Below are 16,964 nucleotides of genomic sequence, written 5' to 3' on the forward strand. Positions count from 1 at the left end.
GGTTCCTTGCTTCGTCAGATCGGGGTTGCGAGCAGCGTCTGCACGCGCGACGTGTCGTAGATCACGCGCTTGGTCTTGTAGCGCAGCCCGTCGGGCGTGCGCACGACCGTGTCGTAGTACTTGCCGGCCTGGTACACGTTCGACTCGCCATTGCTGCGCGTCTGCACGACGACGTAGTTGCTCTCGGTGTCGATCTCGCCGTCGCGTTCGGCGACGATCGTCAGGCCCGACGTCATGTGCCGGTACGTGTGCTCTTCAAAGATGTTCGCGTGCCGCAGCGACACCACGCGGTCGCGCAGCATCCGCTGGTTCGTGCAGTGGACGATCCCGACCGGCAGCCCGAGATCGGCGTTCTCCTTCGGCACGATTTCGTACGTGCAGTCCTCGGTGAACATGTCCGGCCAGTGTTCGAGCCGGTCGTTGTCGAGGTGCCCGATGTAGCGGTTCTGGAGCATGTAAATCTCGAACCACGTCTTCATGTCTTCCGTCATTTCTCGCTCCCGCTTCAATAGCCCATCAGCTTCTGGTAGCCGACCCAGAACTTGCGGATCAGGCTTTCGGTGATCACCGTGTCCTGCTGGTCCGGATTGCCGCGCGACATCTCGATCACCGACGTCGCATCGCCGTCGCGCACCGTGCCGCGCTGCACGAGCTCGGTCGCCTCCGTGTCCTCCATCGAGATATAGCCGGCCGGCCCGACGAGGTTCGCCTGCTTGATGCGCAGCGCGCGCAGCTCGGGCGTGTCGTCCGCATAGCCGAAGAAATGGAAGATCAGCTCGAAGTTGTCGGGGCCCTTCGGCAGGATCTGTCGCGCGACCAGCGTGTTGTGGATCTGCTGGATCACGAGCTGCGGGAAGATCGGCTGGATATGGTTCGTGCAGTCCTCGTCGTATTCCGATACGAGATCGAGGATCGATTCGTCTTCGAGGTGGAACCCTTCGTCGAACGAACGGATGTTCTGCTGCTTGTACGCGGCCGACGTGTCGTCGTTCGTCTTCGTCACCGTGATGATGCTGTGCAGCCCGTGGTTCGCGTCCGGAATCGAACGCGCCTTCATCCCGACGCGGAAGATGTTGAAGGTCGTATGGAACAGATGCAGCATGCTCGCGTGATACGGGTCCTTCACGTTCTCCATGTACAGCTTCCAGTTCGACTTCGAATACTGGCGCGTGCAGCCGAGATACTCGATCGGCTTGTGGAAGATCCGGTCGATCCACGGGCGCATCTGCTCGCCGAGGTAGTCGGATAGCGGCATCACGTCATCGCTGAAGGTCGCGAACACCAGCCCGCGATAGCTGTCGACGCGCAGCTTGCGCAGCCCGTGCTGCTTCGGATCGAAATCCGCCGGCATCCCGGTCATCCCCTTCTGGCCGCGCCGGAACGGCACGCCGAGCAGGTTGCCCGTGTTGTCGAAGCTCCACTGGTGATACACGCACGTGTGCGAGCTCGCGTTGCCGCGCGACTTACGGCACACCTGTGCGCCGCGGTGCGCGCAGCGGTTCACCCATGCGGCGAGCGTGCCGTCCTCGGCGCGCGTGACGACCACCGGCGTGTCGCCGACGAACGTGCTCTTGAAGTCGCCTGGGTTCGGGATTTCCGCCTCCAGCGCGACGAAGTTCCACGTCGGCCCGCGGAAGATGCGTTCCTGCTCGCGGTCGTAGACGGCACGCGAGCTGAACACCTTGTACGGCACGCGCGAGCCGTCGTCGCGCGGAAAGCTCACGTCGGATGCGTCGTCGCGCGCGGCGAACACGACGGGCGATTCTGTCTGCTCCATGTCGGACTCCTGGTCGTTCCGTTTCATTAACAAGATGGAGCCCATTTTTGAAAAGCTAATATTCGCCGTCTATCCGGAAAGTGCGATTGCGGCGATGCAATATCCACTTTCGGCGGATTTCTGAGCTAGCATGGCGGCACACACGATGCGGCACTTGATCGAGACCCATTCGTCGGATCGAAGCGCGCCGTCCACAATCAGGCTGATGCCCATGTCCCCAACGTCGTTCGAGCCGCTCGCGCTGCGCGCGCACCGGCTGTTCGAATCCCGCGATCTCGACGAGACGCGCGAGCGGATCTCGCGCGTGATGCAGCCGCACGCGCTGCTGCCGAACGGCCGCGTGCACGGCGCGTCGCATATGGATTTCGTCAAGCTCGGCGGGCTCGGGATCGGCACGATCGCGTTCGGCGACGCGATGCGCGTGCAGGTGGACGCGGTCGACGGCTATTACCTGCTGATGTTCTGCCTGTCCGGCCAGGCCGAGGTGCGCGCGATGGGGCGGCAGCTCGGCGTCGACGGCCAGACCGGCGTACTGTGCGCGCCCGGCGAACGCTTCGACGCGGTGCTGTCCGCCGATTGCGAGCAGTTCGTGCTGCGCATCGACGCGGCGACCGTCGGCTCGCTGACCGGCGACCCGCGCGCACTGCTCGACCCCGTGCTGCACATCAGCGACGCCGCGCTCGCCGCGTGGCGCCAGCAACTGATGCTCGTCGCGCGTTCGCCCGAACTGCTCGAACGCGCGAACGCGAACCCGCGCGTCGCGTCGCAGCTCGAGCACCTGCTGATCGACCTGCTGATCGAAGGCCACCCGCCGTCCGTGCTGCACGCTTCGCACCGCGATCCGGCGCCGGGCTTCGTGCGGCGCGCGCAGGAGTTCGTGAACGCGCATTACGCGCAGCCGCTGCAGCTCGCCGATATCGTCCGCGCCGCCAACGTGCCGGAACGGACGCTGCGCGACGCGTTCCTGCAGTTCCGCGGGATGAGCCCGATGCAATACCTGCGCGCGACGCGGCTCGGCCATGCGCGCGAGCTGCTGCGCGGTGCGGCGTCCGGCCGGCGGATTGCCGATGTCGCGCTCGATTGCGGGTTTACCCACCTCGGGCGGTTCGCGATCGCGTACCGGGAGAAGTTCGGAGAATCGCCGTCGGAGACGCTCGACGGGAAGCGGTGACGACGTATCCGCCGCCGCACCCGGCAGCTTGCAACCGGCAACGGCTTCACACGGGACGGCGCGACACCGCGATGCCCTCTCCGCATTTGCCTGCGCACGCCGAAACAGACCGTTAGTTGCGGTTTATAAAACCGGCGACGACCGTTACCCCGCCGGCGCGAACATCTCCCGCGCGATCGCGCAGAACGCGGCCGTCGCCGCGCTTTCGCCGTGCAGCCGGCGGCTCATGATGATCGGCGACGTCGCCGCCGGTTCCGGCAGCCGCCGGTAGACGACGCCCCTCACGCGCACGCCCTCCACGCTCTCCGGCACCAGCGACACGCCGACCTGCGCGGCGACGAGCCCGAGCGCCGTCTGCAATTCGCGCACTTCATGGACGGCCGCCGGCACCAGCCCGCCGTCGCGCAATGCGGATAACTGCTGATCGGCGAAGCTCGGGCGCGGCGTACTCGGATAGACGATCAGCGTCTCGTTCGCGATATCAGCGAGCGCGAGCGGCCGGTCGGGATCGGCAAGCGGATGCCCGGCCGGCAGCGCCGCGATCAGCTTTTCCTCGATCAGCGCCTCGCGCACGAGCTGGTCGTCGTCGAAACGCAGACGGCCGAACCCGACGTCGATCCGCCCGCCCTTCAGCGCGCCGAGCTGTTCGAGCGTGAACATTTCGATCAGCGACAGTTCGACGTCCGGCTGCGCCTCGCGAAATGCGCGGATCACGTCCGGCAGCGCGCCGTACAGCGTCGACGGCACGAAGCCGATCACGATCCGCTCGGACAGTTGCGCGAGCCGCCGCGTCAACGGCCCGAGCTCGTCGGCCTGGTCGACGAGGCGCTTCGCCTGCGTATAGAACACGCGCCCGGCGTCCGTCAGCTTCAGCGGCCGCGCGCCGCGCTCGAACAGCGGCAGCCCGATCTCGTCCTCGATCGCCTGAAGCTGGCGGCTCAGCGGCGGCTGCGTCATGTGCAGCCGCTCGGCAGCCCGCGTGATGTTCATTTCCTCGGCGACGGCGATGAAGTAGCGGAGCTGACGCAATTCCATTTCATGCCTCAAAGGTATGGAAGTAGTCGGAAAGAGTGTTGGACGACGCGGGGCGGGCATTCCTACCATGTGCACCAACAGGAGGAATCGCATGATAGCAACTGCCGCCACCATCGAACGCATCGAGACGCTGCTCGTCGACGTGCCGACGATCCGGCCCCACAAATTGTCGGTCGCCACGATGAATTGCCAGACCCTCGTACTGGTCCGAGTTCGATGCACGGACGGTATCGAAGGCGTCGGCGAGGCGACGACCATCGGCGGCCTCGCGTACGGCGAGGAGAGCCCCGAAAGCATCAAGGTCAACATCGACACCTACTTCGCGCCGCTGCTGCAGGGCATGGACGCGACGCGCCCGGGCGCCGCGATGGCACGCGCGCGCAAGCTGTTCCAGGGCAACCGCTTCGCGAAGTGCGCGATCGAAACCGCGCTGTTCGACGCACAGGCGCAGCGTCTCGGCGTGCCGCTGTCCGAACTGTTCGGCGGCCGCAGGACCGATGCGGTGGACGTCGCATGGACGCTCGCGAGCGGCGACACGCAGCGCGACATCGCGGAAGCCGAAGCAATGCTCGAAGCGCGCCGCCATCGCGCATTCAAGCTGAAGATCGGCTCGAACGCGGTCGATGACGACGTCGCGCACGTGGTCGCGATCAAGCGCGCGCTCGGCGAGCGCGGCGACGTGCGGGTCGACGTGAACCAGGCGTGGAGCGAAACCGACGCGATCCGGGCCGGCGCGCGGTTTGCGGAAGCCGGCGTGAGCCTGGTCGAGCAGCCGATCGCCGCGACCAACCGCGCGGGGCTGAAACGCCTCACGCAGCTCGCACAGGTTCCGATCATGGCCGACGAGGCGCTGCACGGCCCCGTCGATGCGTTCGCGCTCGCGCAGGATCGCGCGGCCGACGTGTTCGCGGTGAAGATCGCGCAATCGGGCGGCCTGCAGGGCGCGGCGAGCGTCGCGTCGATCGCGGCGGCCGCCGGCATCGAACTGTACGGCGGCACGATGCTCGAGGGCGCGGCCGGCACGATGGCGTCCGCGCAACTGTTCAGCACGTTCGACTCGCTGAAATGGGGCACCGAGCTGTTCGGCCCGCTGCTGCTCACCGAGGAAATCCTCGTCGAGCCGCTGCGCTACCAGGATTTCAAGCTGCACCTGCCGGCGACGCCCGGCCTCGGCATCACCTTCGACTGGGCCCGTATCGAACGGATGCGACGCGACGCCCGCTGATCCCCACACGACAACCGAAACCGGAGACACAGATGAACAAGCAAGCCATCGACGCCCTGCTGAAGACCTTCGACGACGCCGCCGAGAAGCCCGGCAACCCGCGCGTGCGCGCGATCGTCAACCGGATCGTGAAGGACATCTGCTACACGATCGAGGACTTCGACGTGCAGCCGAGCGAGTTCTGGACGGCCCTCAACTACCTGAACGAAGCGGGCCGCGAATTCGGTCTGATCGCCGCAGGCCTCGGCCTCGAGCGCTTCCTCGATGTGCGGATGGACGAGGCCGAGGAAAAGGCCGGCATCCAGGGCGGCACGCCGCGCACGATCGAAGGGCCGCTGTATGTCGCCGGTGCGCCGGAATCGGTCGGCCATGCGCGCCTCGACGACGGCACCGACCCGGGCCAGACGCTCATCATGCGCGGCCAGGTGCTCGGCACCGATGGCGCGCCGATCGCGAATGCGCTGGTCGAGGTGTGGCATGCAAACCATCTCGGCAACTATTCGTACTTCGATCAATCGCAGCCCGCGTTCAACCTGCGCCGCTCGATCCGCACCGATGCCGAGGGCCGCTACAGCTTCCGCAGCGTGCTGCCGGTCGGCTACAGCGTCCCGCCGGGCGGCAAGACCGAGCAGTTGCTCGACCAGCTCGGCCGCCACGGCCATCGTCCGGCGCACATTCACTTCTTCGTTTCGGCGGACGGTTATCGTAAGCTGACGACGCAGATCAACATCGAAGGCGATCCGCACATCTGGGACGACTTCGCATTCGCGACCCGCGAAGGGCTGATCCCGAAGATCAAGCAGGCCGAAGGCGCGGAAGGCAAGCCGTATGGTGTCGACGGGCAGTTCGCGCTGATCGACTTCGATTTCTCGTTGCTCAAGGAAAAGCCCGACGTGCCGGCGAGCGAAGTCGAGCGGGCACGCGCGCAGGCCTGAGCGGCCTTCCCGTTCGACGAATCGATAACGCAAGGAGTGCAGGATGCTGTTTCATGTGGAAATGACGGTCCGTCTGCCGGCGGACATGGATCCGGTCAAGGCGGCGACGCTGAAGGCGGAAGAAAAGGCGATGTGCCAGCGGCTGATGAACGAAGGGATCTGGCGGCATCTGTGGCGAATCGCGGGGCGGTACGCGAACGTCAGTATTTTCGATGTCGAGAGCGTGCAGCAACTGCATGATCTGCTCAGCCAGTTGCCGCTGTTTCCGTATATGGAGATGGAAGTGCGGGCGTTGTGCCGGCATCCGTCTTCGGTTCGGGAAGACGATCGGTAAACAAGCGTGAAGGATGTCGGCGACGGCATCCTTCACTAATTCGTTCCGCTCGTTGCTTGCCGCGCAGATTCAACTCGTTGTGAAGAGCGCCGGCGGCTATCGGCTGGTCCCGTACTCCCCGGAATCGCGACCGCCCGCCAATTCGGTCATCGACAATTCGAGCTTGAGCGGCTTGTCGGCGTCGAGCTTCTTCTTCTCGACGATGCGTTTCCAACCATCCCTGTTTCCCGGAGCGCGATAGAACGCGACGACTGCAACGTATCGCGTATCGGCCTTCATCGGCTGAGACAGGCTTGCCGATGCCCCGGGGCTCACGACCGTCGACATATCTGCCTGCAGATCCTGGGCGAGCACCGTCCGGTCGTGCTTCAACAGATCGTCATACGATGCTGTATCGAACAACTTGCGGTCCTTCAGTTGGTAGACGCGAATGGCCACCGATGTAGGCCGCCCCGCGTCGTCCGGGTTCAGTGCGGCGCGCGCAGACAGATCGACGTCAAGCACCTTCACCTGCTTGAAAAATACGGCGCGATACGCATTCGATGACGCGTCCGACACGGACTGCCAGGCACCGCAACCTGACAGCAGCAATACGGCGGCAGCGGTAACCGCACTCATTCGATGGAACATGGAACCTCCAAAATCAGATCGTGTGCGGCACGAGGTGCGGGTTGGGTTGCGGTACGGGAAACGCCTCGTACACGCCAAGCGCGATGCGAATCACGCGTTCATCGACTGACGGCAGCACCGTCGTCCAGCCGAGACGCGGCGCCGGGTCGGCACGTTCGACGCCGACGGTCGGGTGCGGAACGAACCGCGACGACACTTCCATCCGCAAATGCACATCGGCCTTGACGCCGACATACAGCTGGATGAATGCCATCACCTCCCGATGCAGCCGCGCACCGGGCAACAGGTCCTGAGCCTGCCGCTCGTCGACCGGCCGCAATGTCATGCGCACCGCTCGGCTGCGATACGTGAGGCGCCTGCCGAGCACGTAGCCGCCGCCGAGCCCGCTGCGCCTCCCTTCCGCCAGCACGTCCGCATCCGGCTCCGCCGACGTCAACGACGTCGGTCGCCCGGTACTCGTCGTCACCGCCCAGAACTCGTCGACGCGAACATCGACCCCGGGCGCCGCGAGCGCCACCACCCCGGCCAGCCCTTCCGATGTACGCGTGCGCTGGATCAGCAAACCCAGCAACGCAAGCATCCGGGAATTCGGCAAGCCCGCCCGCAACGGCTTGTCGCCCCATCCGAATCCCGCCAGACACAGCAGGCTCTGCGAATAATCGTCGACACCGCCGGCCCGAAAACGCTCCGGATAGCGATACTTCTTCCATGCGCGATACAGCAGTGTCGCCGCGCGGTGATTGAACGGATCGAGAAATGCCTCGACCGCCTCGTGCCCCTCCTCCCGCAGCACGATCTCGTCGATCATGTGCGACGGCATGGCCGCGTCAACGCCGTATAGCCCCATGAAAGTCGTGCGTACGGTCGGAGGCGCATCGGGGTGCTCGTCGTCGAATTCGACAGCGGCCACCTCGCCCGCCGGAAACCCCAACCGCGGACGCGGCCGGAACCGCACCGGCTCATGTTCCGGCGTATCGCACATGCCGAACCCGGGACGTTCGGGCGCACATGCCTCCAGCAGACGACAGAACTGCATGAAAGTCATCTTCGGCGCCCGCCGGAACAGCGTCCCGGCAACCGTCGGCGGCCCCTTCGACGCGGCAGCTTCGGCCGCCATCCGATCGATCGAAGCCGTCATAGCGGTGCCCGCTGTGCCTTGCTGCGCGGCCATTCCGTCCGGGATCGGGACGGCAGGCTGACGATCGCCAGCTTCGTGAACAGATTGATCTCCGCATACGCGCCGAAGAACCGGTGCAGCAACTCGCCGAACAGCATCACGTCGCCTTCGCCGGAGAACGCATGCGAATCGAGCGTGACCTCGATCAGCACGCCGCGCTCGACCGCGCCGCCCGACACCTCCTCGATCATTTGCTGCGACACATGCAGGATGCCGGCGAGCCGCCGCCGGTTCAGTTCTTCGTTCGTCCAGTCGTACAGCGCCAATGCGCCGCGCAACACTTCCGCGTTCATCATCGACAGGAAATTCGGCGCCAGATGCGACAGCACGCGCCACTGGAAGCGATCCTCCGTCGGCGGATACAGCGGCAGCGTCGGCGACACGAGATTGCGCACGCACGCGACGTTCGGCGTGCTGGCCGCCAACTCATCGAGGCTCGCCTCGCGCAGTCCCTTGCGCGGCAGCAACCCGTTCGTGCCCGTCACGCGCAGCGACAGGCTTTCCTCCGGCAGCGTATCCATCGTTTCCCACGCGTGGCCGCCGAGAATCACCCACATTTCGTGCAGCCCCGATACGCCAGAGCGCACGCGTGTGTGGAAATAGCGTTCCGGCGCCTCGTGCCGCAGCATGCCGCCGCGGTGCCGGAACGTCGCGAACGGCACGTATTCGTATCGCTCGGCCGTATCGTGGTCGAACGTCGCGATCGCATCGACCGAATACGTTTCGACATGCTCGCCCTGATGACCGGCCGGCACGACGCGATATTCCGTTTCGTGATGGTCGATCTCGATCGGCTCGGCATCCAGTTCGAACAGGTTGATCACCGGCGAACAGAACAATCGCACGTTATCTGCGCTGAACCGCTGATCCGGCGGATAGACCTCCTTCAGAACGATCTCCAATTCGAAGCGGGTCGATTTTTCGGGCAACTTCGTGATCTCCAGTCCGCACAGATCGACGAACAGAAATTTTTCGCGGAACGTGAAGTATTCGAGCAGCAGCTGATATCCGGAAAACGCCGCATCGGCTTTGGGCCACAGCCGCTCTTCCGTCGAAAAACCCGCCGGCTCGATCGTGACGCCCGGGAGCGGCACGGATTCGCCATCACGTATTTCCGGAACGCGCCAGTGAATCGAGTCGACCTGGCGCGTCAACGCGAGATGCATCGCGAACGCGGTCGGCAGATCGGCGTTCAGATGCAGCCGCAGCCGCGACAGATCCGTCTCCTTGCGCAGCGCCGATCCTTGCAACGCGAAGCCGAGGCGGATCACCGAGCGGCCATCGTGACGCACGGCCGGCCCGGCATGCGTGATCGAGACCGGCTGCAGCGCAACGGCCTGCGTCGTCCGATACAGACATTGCACCGTCCGCGGCGCCACGCCTTCCGCGCCGCTCGGAGAAGGCACGTTGATCGGCGCGGAACGCACCGGCACGCCGGCCGGCACGACTACCGTTTTCTGCAGTTTCTCCGCGAACGGCGTCAGTTCGACGATCGACAGCGAAGGGATCATCCGCAGATAGTGCGGCCACAACAGGCTGACAAGCCCCTCGGTGAGTTCGGGCAATTCGTCGTCGAGTTTTTGTCGAAGCCTGCCGGTCAGAAACGCAAACCCTTCGAACAGACGTTCGACGTACGGATCGCGATCGCCGACGCGGTCGAGATTGAGCAGGCGCGCACGGTCGGGATGCGCCTTCGCGAATTCCTTGCCGGATTCGCGCAGATAGCGCATTTCGGCTTCGTAGTAGCGCAGGATGGGATCGTTGTGGTCCATGGTAATCCGTTACGACAGGGTCAATGCGCGGGCGGGATCGAGTACGGTCAGCTCGGCCTGCAGTTCGGCGACGCGCCGCGCGAGTGCCGGCTTGTCGGCATCCTTCCGGTTGCTCATCGCCTTCAGTACCTTCACCAGTTGCTGCTTGACATCGAACGTCAGCGCCGGCTCCCAGCGCATCAACGGCAGCGACCGGGCGGACGCATCGAGTTCGGCCAGCAGCGCGAGCGATGTATCGAGCCGGCCGGCATGGTCGGCCAGACGGGCCATCACGAGCCGCTGCAAGTAGCGACGGCGATCGGTCTTCATGCCAGGAAGCGTTTCGAGCCATGCGAAGGCCGTCTCGATGCCTTCGCGTGCGGCCAGTTCACGGGCCTGAGTTTCGATCTCCGGCCAGTCGCCGACGGCATCGCTTTCGCTATCGGCGGAGACGGGCAACGGCGCAACCGTCTCGCCCGCCTCCAGATCGCGCACGACCGCGTGCCGGGCAATCCATTCGAGCGTCGTGTCGTCGGCGAACGGCGTGCCATCGCTGAACGACAGTCGTTCGATGCCCGGCAGTCGCTCGAGAAACAGCGCAAAGTCGGCGCGCAGCAATTCGCGCCACGCGCTGTACGGCGTGCCGACGTGATCGAGCGCGACGTGCTGGAAGTACTGCAGGTCGAACCACAGGTGATTCACGCCTTCCATGAACGCACCCTCGACACGCTCCAGCAACTCGTGCCAGTGCTTCTGCAGCACAAGGCGCTTCATCTGCTGGCGCAACTCGGCGCGCGGCGGCGCCAGACGCGTATGCGATGCGGCATCCGACGGCGGCACGTCGTGCAACGTGTCCCATCGAATGCTGCGCACGAGACGTACCGACGGCAAGTAGCCGTTTTCCTGATCTCGAAGCCACGCAGACATCGAACGTGCCTGATCGAGCAGGTCGCGCGTCGATGCGATCGATCCGGTCGACGCGGAAACCGAAGCGATCTTTTGCAGCGGGACCGCGCCCGGATTCGCACCCCAAGCTGGCTCCTCCTTGCGCTCGAAACGGGCAACCAGCGGCTGCAGATTCGGCCGCGCGGCTTCCGGCCAGTTTCCCGTTAGTTCGACGAGCACGTCGAGCGCAGCAAGCGCACGTTCGAGATCGGTCGACGCGATGTCGCCACGGCTGTCCAGCGTCTCGATCATGCGCGAAGTCGCCAGCATTTCCAGCGCCGCCCGCTTCGCCTCGGCCCGCGCAGGCAGCACGGCCTCGCCGAACCGGTCGACTAGCGAAGCAGCCAGTTCGAGTCCGTCGGCAAAACCGGCCGGACCGTCCTGCCGCAACCTCGCAAACGTGTAGTAGCCGACCAGACGCAGATCCTTCCCGGTTTCCTTGAGCAACTGTTCGCAGGTACGGAAAATCAATCCGTCGTCGATTCCCGACAGCTTGTTCGCCTCGTCCTTCAATTCGAAGAACGCATCCTCATAGCCGGGATCGCGACCGCACGCGTGTTCGCCCGGCATCGGGACCAGCCATGCCGCCCAAGTGGTCTGTCGGGATGCCTGCAGCGAATCGACGCGAGGACCGCCGACGAGTGTCTTTACGAAATTGGCAAGCGTCATGGCAGGTCTCAGAACGCAAATGCGTCGCCCAGCAAACGGAGGGCGTGTCCGAACGGTCTGGTGGAGGCATCGGAAGATGCCGACGTCGTCGCCAGCGAAGACACCGCCATCCGCGGATCGCTCTTTGGCGGCTTCTCGCCGGGTGTGCTCGGTCGCGCTTCCGCTATCGCGGTCGTCTGACGGGATACCTTCTCGGCCTCCATCGGCATCGCTTCATCCGGCCACGTCATCGCACCCGGCAGCCCTGGTGGCAGCGGCACGGCAGCGTGCCTGGCTGCGGCAATCGCCGCAGCCGGCAACGGCGGCGGACTGGCCGTCGACACCTTCGGCCCGGCGCTCACCGCACCGGTCATGAAAATCCGTGCCGGCAGCACGAAGTTGCGCAACTGGAGAACGTCGAGCGGGCCGGCGCCCGCCTCGCTGCGCAGTTGCACCTTGAGCGGGATACCCTGGCTCGTATCCGGCGTCCAGGTCAGCAAGTAACGTGCGTTGTCCTGTTGCGTGACCTTCGCCCGCTCGAACAGACGAATCAGGCCGAAGCGCCCCTGCGAATCGAGCGCCGTCCGCAAACCGCCCTGCTCGGTCTGCCATTCGATATGCGACAGGTTTTCGAGCGACTGGCCAGGCCATTCGAACGGCGTCCATTCCTGTTTCTGGTTGAAGTAGTGCAATTCGCGGCCGGACAACACGAATCGCGCGTCGGTGACACCCGGCGTCGGCACCGCCTGCAACTCGTAGCGCACGCGCGCATCGCCGGACGGGAACAGCACCGTCGAAATACGCGTGAGTTTGTTCAACCCGCTCAGGAAACCCGGATCGATCGTCAGCGCACCAGAATCGGTGCCCTGTGCAGACACCCAGCGGTCGCCCTGCCGTTCGACGACGCCGGCAAGCTGCGTCGTCACGAATTGCGTGATCACGCCGCCATCCGGCCGCATGAAGCGTGCCATTTCGGGCAGCGACGCGTCGTTGTCCGAATCCGCGAACGGATAGCGGCCGCCGAACGACTTGTTCCAGTCGGCCACGATCGCCGCGCGCCAGATTTCGTTCAGGCTCGACGCGGCCGGCTGCACGATGACCTGCCATGCCTGATCGAACGGCGCCCGAAACAGTGTGCCGAAGCCGGACCATTGTTCGCCGAGGCTCGCTGCAACCCGGCTCGCATAGTCGCGGCTGTCGGCGATGTCGGATGTCTTGCCCTGCAACACCGACTGGGCGGCCAGTCGCGCAACCGCATCCGGATCGGCACTGGAGACGATCTGCGACGTCTTCAGGCGCATGGCCGTAATGCGCTCCAGATAGCGGGCAAGGCTCAGGTCGCCTGTCGCGGCCATTTGCGCTGCGGAGGTTTTGCCGTTGGCCGGCACGCCGGAGACGAGATCGCTGCCGGTCAGGCGCAGGATCGGCCCGAACACCGCCGCCAGCGGTGCGAGCTGCGGCTTGACCTGCTTCGACGGATCCTTTTCGTCGGCTCCGACGAGCTGCTGCGCCTTGCTGATCAGCGTGTCGGACAGCGACTGCGTATTGGCTCCCGTTCCCGCCTGATAGACGATCGCGTTCATCAGCGCGACGAGCGGTGAACGTTGCGGATCGCCCAACAAGGTCAGCTGATCGGACGTTGCGGAAAGCGTCGACGCCGGTTGCCAGCGCACGCTGTTGAGGAACTGTGCCCAGGCACGCGCATAGTCGTCGAAATAGCGTTGGCGCAGTTCGTCCTTTAGGGTCGACGAGGACTGGCCGGCGGCCTTGGCGTCGGAAAGCACCCAGTCGCTTGCCACGTCGTGTTGCTCGCCGGCTTCGTCGATGGCCTTGGCGATCCGTTCGTCCCATGCTGCGCGCGTGAATACGCCCGGTATGGTCATGGTCGTGTTGAACAAACCACGGCTTGTCGCGCCACCGGCACCGGCCTGGGATGCCGCGTCACCCAGCAGCGTGGCGAGCGATACCGGTGGGTACTTCGGCGTCGCTTCGTCGAGGATCTGCTGGTAGACCGCGTCCCGCGAATTCTGAATGCCCCGAACGCCGATCACCGTCTGGCGGGTTGCTGCGATCAAGGTACCGTCCGGAGCAATTGCCAACGCAGCCGCCGTCAACTTCGCACCGGGTTCCAGATGATTCGTGAAGAATGTAATGGCTTGCTGCCGCAAGTCCTCCCATCTGCCTGGCGACAACGATGAATTGACGGGGCGCGCCGGCATGGACGTCGCAACGAGCTGGGATGTCAGGAATGCTGCCACCGCGCGCTCCGGCTTCGCGAGCATCAGATAGGCCTTGAGCGTGTCGTATGCGGCTTGTACTTGCGCATCGCCGCCGCTGGCGATTTCTGCGTCGGATAACGATGCCAGTTGATGCAATCGCGCCTCGAGCTGCCGGCGAATCGGACCGACGAGAATGCGGTTCGCCGCATCCGCATAGTGCGGCCAGAGGGCATCGAGCAATGCGTGGTCGCGGTTCAGGCCGAAGCGGGCACGCAGCGGTGCGCGGGTGCGCTGGTGGATTTCAAGCGTGTCGATCTGTCGGTCAAGGTCGGTGAGCATTTGCAGTGACTGCGTCGGATTCCGGATTCCCTTGAGCTTCGAGACCGTGTCTGCAGCACTTCCGATCGTTGCGCGGTTGACGAAGCCGGACAGCATCGTGCCGGCAATCCAGAAGCCGATCACGGCGATCGCCATCCACGCCGCCGTGGTCGACGGCGAAAAGCCGACGCGGCGACCATGAACCTTGCGGCTGTGATCGGCGACGGTCTGCCAGATCGTTCGGTGTTGAGGACCGGTTGGCGAGTCGTCGTCGTTCGTATCGCTTGATAACGGCAGCCCTGGTTCGCGCTCCTTGAACAATGGCGCGAACAGTAGGCCGTGAACCCCATGTTTTCCGATACGGGGTTGGTTAGCTTTCAGCACGAGACCCGTCAACGCAGAGCGCAGATTGGCAATATGCTGCGACAGCTCGACGGGATAGCGATCGCGTGCGTCTTTGGTGAGGCGTACAACCCCCGTGCCCGCCAGGTCGTAGGTGAGATCTTGCAGCGACGAATCGATATCTTCAGCGTTCAGGCACGCGTTCGACCAGGTAAAGCCGATTGCTTCATCCGGGCTCGACGTCATGCTGCCGAAATCGGTGGCGTCGAGCAGATATGCGGGCGCCGCCCAACGCAGGGCACGTGCGTGAAGCGCCAGTTGCCGGCTAACGCCATCGACGTCGAACGGTACGTCCGCCGAACTGCGGTTACGTGTCACCGCAACGATCGCGTCAATCGGCTGGTACCGGCGCAGGCGGCGGATCTGATCGAGCCATTCCGTCTCGAGCGTGTCGCGGGTTTGCCCGGCGTACAGCAGGATCGTATCGCCGTTGATTACGTACCCCGTGTCGGCAAGTCCCGGTACCAAGCGCTTCACCAGCGGCAGGTCGCCGGCGACGAGCACCCATCGTTCGCGATAGCGCCAACGCCAGCCGTGACGGTCACGCAGGAGGTTCCGCAGCGCCGTAGCTCTGTCGACTGGCCCCGGTGGACCGCCCTGATCGTTGTGGTCGACGGACGCTGCGCGTTTTCCGGCGTCGTAACGAGCAAACCAACGGGATGCTCTCAGCGAGGCAATCGAAAGCAGCACAAACTCGAAGTACTTGATCAGCAGGATCACGATCAGCAAACCCACCGCTAGCGAAAGCTCGATGATGATCCGGGTATCGCGCGACCATCCGTGGCGGGGCCCCTCCATCCATACCGCGCTACCGAGCGCAAGGAAGACGATCACTGCTGCGATGCCTATGAAGAGGCCTGCCGGCAGGGTCTTGTTGTCGTTCTTGTTATCATTCATGTCTGCTTTCTGCACATGAGGGCGATCAGTTCTTCACCTTCGCCACACATCACTAGTTGCGGGTCGCCCGTTGTCCGGGCACTTTCTGCAGCAAGGACAGCAGCCAACCACGGCCCTGCGCCGGAACAGTCGCCCACCGACGTCTCGAGCGAGATCCATCGCGTCTCGTCGGGAAGCGACGCGGCTTGCCGAACTGCACTGACTCTGTCGCCGGTCAGGCCATGCGTCCACACTGTGCGCAGACGGTCGCGCGAAGTTTGTCCCCAGTGCGCGGCAAGCTCAAGCGTCCGGGCGGCGGTATCGAGCGAGCCTCGGGCGGGGCGATGCAATCGCAACCCGGCTGGCATGGCCGATGACTCAAGGCGCGGGTGTCCGACGAGCAGCGCGACACCCGCCTCTGCAACGCCATCGGACAGGACGGAACTGATTGCATCGCGAAGCTCAACGGCGACCAGCAGGTGGACCGTATCGACAGCTCGATTGTCCAGCCACGCGTCCGTTCGGAAGAGCGAAATCGTGTGTTCACCCGATGTGACGTCCACCTTCAACGCAGGCACTCGTTCAGTGAGCACCTCCCGTAGTCGGGTCTCGAAAGCCTCGGATTTCAGCCTGGATCGATGATGAAGCTCGATCTGAAGCTTCGTTCGCGGCGGGAGCGTATTGAGCTGTGGCAGGAAGCGGTCTATCAAGCGTTCGAGCAGCCACGTACACACGGCATGATGCCGAGCATGTTCAGTGAGTTCGTTACCCGGATGAAAATGCATCTCCGGGATGTCGAGCCAACGTGCATTGACTTCGCTATCCGCGACCGCGCCGCTCGGCCGAAGCTTCGCCAGCTCAGTTCCCGTCAGTATCCGTTCAAGCGAGTTTTCCCAATCGTTCGCGGCGAAGCACCATGCATGGCCCAGTATCGCAAGCGGTCTGCTTGCCATTGCGTGACATGCCTGCTCGGCCTCATCACTCACGCGGTTGGTCGCGATCGCCTGATTGCGACGGGTGTAGCCATACGCGAGCCACGCGAATAGCAGGAAAGCCCAGACCAGGAAGGGATAACCAACGACACAGAGCCAGAACCACGCCGCATTCGTCGGGCGGTCCGTCGGCCAAAACGTGATCGCCAGCCCAGCCCCGGCCGCCATGACGAGCACCAGCAAGGGTATCCAGACGATCATTGAGACCCGAGGCGGAGGCGGTACATCCACTCGCGGCGGCACGCGATTGAAATCGACGGGCATCGCTTACCTGACCTGCGCTCCGGTGGACGAGGCACTGAGCACCGCCCCACACCGCGTGTGATCGCCATCGCGCGATAGCGGCGTGGTGCCATCCTTCATCCTGCCGCTGCCTTCGACGATTTCGTTGTCGCCGTGAATCGGGCACGAGACTTTGTCACCCACACGGGCGGCTCGGCGTTCCTTTACCTTGATGCGATCCGAGCCGGTCGGGGTCTTGCCGCCGTGGCTCGTTGTGTCGCCTTCGTATGCGATATTTTTCATTTCG

At 64.4% G+C, this 16,964-nt stretch carries 15 protein-coding genes; 4 read left to right on the top strand and 11 right to left on the bottom strand.

Annotated elements, in window-relative coordinates; genetic code table 11:
* Positions 1-14 precede the first annotated feature (14 nt).
* The 3 genes from andAd to AC3WLY_RS00375 all read right to left on the bottom strand — a co-directional run bounded on the left by andAd (position 15) and on the right by AC3WLY_RS00375 (position 1,990).
* Complete coding sequence (gene andAd, locus AC3WLY_RS00365) at positions 15-491, bottom strand: anthranilate 1,2-dioxygenase small subunit AndAd (protein ID WP_175958604.1); 477 nt, start codon at positions 489-491, stop codon at positions 15-17.
* A 14-nt stretch (positions 492-505) separates the two neighbouring features.
* Complete coding sequence (gene andAc / locus AC3WLY_RS00370; protein WP_492308453.1) at positions 506-1,777, bottom strand: anthranilate 1,2-dioxygenase large subunit AndAc; 1,272 nt, start codon at positions 1,775-1,777, stop codon at positions 506-508.
* Between the two features lie 69 nt (positions 1,778-1,846).
* Positions 1,847-1,990 carry a hypothetical protein gene (locus AC3WLY_RS00375; protein WP_175958602.1) on the bottom strand — a complete coding sequence of 48 codons (144 nt, stop codon included), beginning with the start codon at positions 1,988-1,990 and terminating at the stop codon, positions 1,847-1,849.
* Between AC3WLY_RS00375 and andR the strand changes: the two genes are divergently transcribed.
* Entirely contained in the window at positions 1,989-2,948 is a 960-nt protein-coding gene (andR, locus tag AC3WLY_RS00380) for an anthranilate 1,2-dioxygenase regulatory protein AndR (RefSeq protein WP_310131727.1), read from the top strand. The two genes, AC3WLY_RS00375 and andR, sit on opposite strands and share 2 nt — an antisense overlap.
* A 144-nt stretch (positions 2,949-3,092) precedes the next feature.
* Here the strand turns inward: andR and AC3WLY_RS00385 are convergent, their stop codons facing one another.
* Positions 3,093-3,983 (bottom strand): LysR family transcriptional regulator, encoded by an 891-nt coding sequence (locus tag AC3WLY_RS00385; protein WP_175958600.1) that lies wholly within the window; start codon positions 3,981-3,983, stop codon positions 3,093-3,095.
* A gap of 91 nt (positions 3,984-4,074) precedes the next feature.
* On the opposite strand from AC3WLY_RS00385, the gene AC3WLY_RS00390 reads away from it, so the two are divergent.
* From AC3WLY_RS00390 to catC, 3 genes are read left to right on the top strand one after another with little or no spacing between them, the layout of a single operon-like run.
* Positions 4,075-5,208 carry a muconate/chloromuconate family cycloisomerase gene (locus tag AC3WLY_RS00390; protein WP_175958599.1) on the top strand — a complete coding sequence of 378 codons (1,134 nt, stop codon included), beginning with the start codon at positions 4,075-4,077 and terminating at the stop codon, positions 5,206-5,208.
* A 32-nt stretch (positions 5,209-5,240) separates the two neighbouring features.
* Positions 5,241-6,143, top strand: coding sequence for a catechol 1,2-dioxygenase (gene catA / locus AC3WLY_RS00395; RefSeq protein ID WP_175958598.1), 903 nt, complete (start codon positions 5,241-5,243; stop codon positions 6,141-6,143).
* A 43-nt stretch (positions 6,144-6,186) separates the two neighbouring features.
* On the top strand, positions 6,187-6,477 hold the full coding sequence (gene catC, locus AC3WLY_RS00400) for a muconolactone Delta-isomerase (protein ID WP_072439273.1): 291 nt from the start codon (positions 6,187-6,189) through the stop codon (positions 6,475-6,477).
* A gap of 96 nt (positions 6,478-6,573) precedes the next feature.
* Here the strand turns inward: catC and tssJ are convergent, their stop codons facing one another.
* The 7 genes from tssJ to AC3WLY_RS00435 form a co-directional block, all read right to left on the bottom strand.
* Positions 6,574-7,107 (bottom strand): type VI secretion system lipoprotein TssJ, encoded by a 534-nt coding sequence (gene tssJ, locus AC3WLY_RS00405; protein WP_310131716.1) that lies wholly within the window; start codon positions 7,105-7,107, stop codon positions 6,574-6,576.
* 13 nt (positions 7,108-7,120) lie between these two features.
* On the bottom strand, positions 7,121-8,245 hold the full coding sequence (tssG, locus tag AC3WLY_RS00410; protein ID WP_492308452.1) for a type VI secretion system baseplate subunit TssG: 1,125 nt from the start codon (positions 8,243-8,245) through the stop codon (positions 7,121-7,123).
* Complete coding sequence (gene tssF, locus AC3WLY_RS00415; protein ID WP_492308451.1) at positions 8,242-10,056, bottom strand: type VI secretion system baseplate subunit TssF; 1,815 nt, start codon at positions 10,054-10,056, stop codon at positions 8,242-8,244. Before tssF ends, tssG begins: the two co-directional genes overlap by 4 nt.
* Positions 10,057-10,065: 9 nt before the next feature.
* The gene (gene tssA, locus AC3WLY_RS00420; RefSeq protein WP_492308450.1) at positions 10,066-11,649 is read right to left on the bottom strand and encodes a type VI secretion system protein TssA; all 1,584 of its coding nucleotides are present in this window, start codon (positions 11,647-11,649) and stop codon (positions 10,066-10,068) included.
* A gap of 8 nt (positions 11,650-11,657) precedes the next feature.
* Entirely contained in the window at positions 11,658-15,464 is a 3,807-nt protein-coding gene (locus tag AC3WLY_RS00425) for an ImcF-related family protein (RefSeq protein ID WP_492308449.1), read from the bottom strand.
* Positions 15,461-16,612 (bottom strand): hypothetical protein, encoded by a 1,152-nt coding sequence (locus AC3WLY_RS00430; RefSeq protein ID WP_492308523.1) that lies wholly within the window; start codon positions 16,610-16,612, stop codon positions 15,461-15,463. The genes AC3WLY_RS00425 and AC3WLY_RS00430 overlap by 4 nt, the downstream gene beginning before the upstream one ends.
* Positions 16,613-16,702: 90 nt before the next feature.
* Positions 16,703-16,960: a PAAR domain-containing protein gene (locus tag AC3WLY_RS00435; RefSeq protein ID WP_492308448.1), complete on the bottom strand. Its 258-nt coding sequence runs from the start codon at positions 16,958-16,960 to the stop codon at positions 16,703-16,705.
* Positions 16,961-16,964: the final 4 nt, after the last annotated feature.

The organism is Burkholderia sp. FW306-1C-G01B (genome assembly GCF_058781685.1).

What these genes read in the sequence shown, in the direction of transcription:
- andAd (WP_175958604.1), bottom strand. Translation starts at nt 491, where the DNA reads ATGACGGAAGACATGAAGACGTGGTTCGAGATTTACATGCTCCAGAAC.
- andAc (WP_492308453.1), bottom strand. Translation starts at nt 1,777, where the DNA reads ATGGAGCAGACAGAATCGCCCGTCGTGTTCGCCGCGCGCGACGACGCA.
- andR (WP_310131727.1), top strand. Translation starts at nt 1,989, where the DNA reads ATGTCCCCAACGTCGTTCGAGCCGCTCGCGCTGCGCGCGCACCGGCTG.
- AC3WLY_RS00375 (WP_175958602.1), bottom strand. Translation starts at nt 1,990, where the DNA reads ATGGGCATCAGCCTGATTGTGGACGGCGCGCTTCGATCCGACGAATGG.
- AC3WLY_RS00385 (WP_175958600.1), bottom strand. Translation starts at nt 3,983, where the DNA reads ATGGAATTGCGTCAGCTCCGCTACTTCATCGCCGTCGCCGAGGAAATG.
- AC3WLY_RS00390 (WP_175958599.1), top strand. Translation starts at nt 4,075, where the DNA reads ATGATAGCAACTGCCGCCACCATCGAACGCATCGAGACGCTGCTCGTC.
- catA (WP_175958598.1), top strand. Translation starts at nt 5,241, where the DNA reads ATGAACAAGCAAGCCATCGACGCCCTGCTGAAGACCTTCGACGACGCC.
- catC (WP_072439273.1), top strand. Translation starts at nt 6,187, where the DNA reads ATGCTGTTTCATGTGGAAATGACGGTCCGTCTGCCGGCGGACATGGAT.
- tssJ (WP_310131716.1), bottom strand. Translation starts at nt 7,107, where the DNA reads ATGTTCCATCGAATGAGTGCGGTTACCGCTGCCGCCGTATTGCTGCTG.
- tssG (WP_492308452.1), bottom strand. Translation starts at nt 8,245, where the DNA reads ATGACGGCTTCGATCGATCGGATGGCGGCCGAAGCTGCCGCGTCGAAG.
- tssF (WP_492308451.1), bottom strand. Translation starts at nt 10,056, where the DNA reads ATGGACCACAACGATCCCATCCTGCGCTACTACGAAGCCGAAATGCGC.
- tssA (WP_492308450.1), bottom strand. Translation starts at nt 11,649, where the DNA reads ATGACGCTTGCCAATTTCGTAAAGACACTCGTCGGCGGTCCTCGCGTC.
- AC3WLY_RS00425 (WP_492308449.1), bottom strand. Translation starts at nt 15,464, where the DNA reads ATGAATGATAACAAGAACGACAACAAGACCCTGCCGGCAGGCCTCTTC.
- AC3WLY_RS00435 (WP_492308448.1), bottom strand. Translation starts at nt 16,960, where the DNA reads ATGAAAAATATCGCATACGAAGGCGACACAACGAGCCACGGCGGCAAG.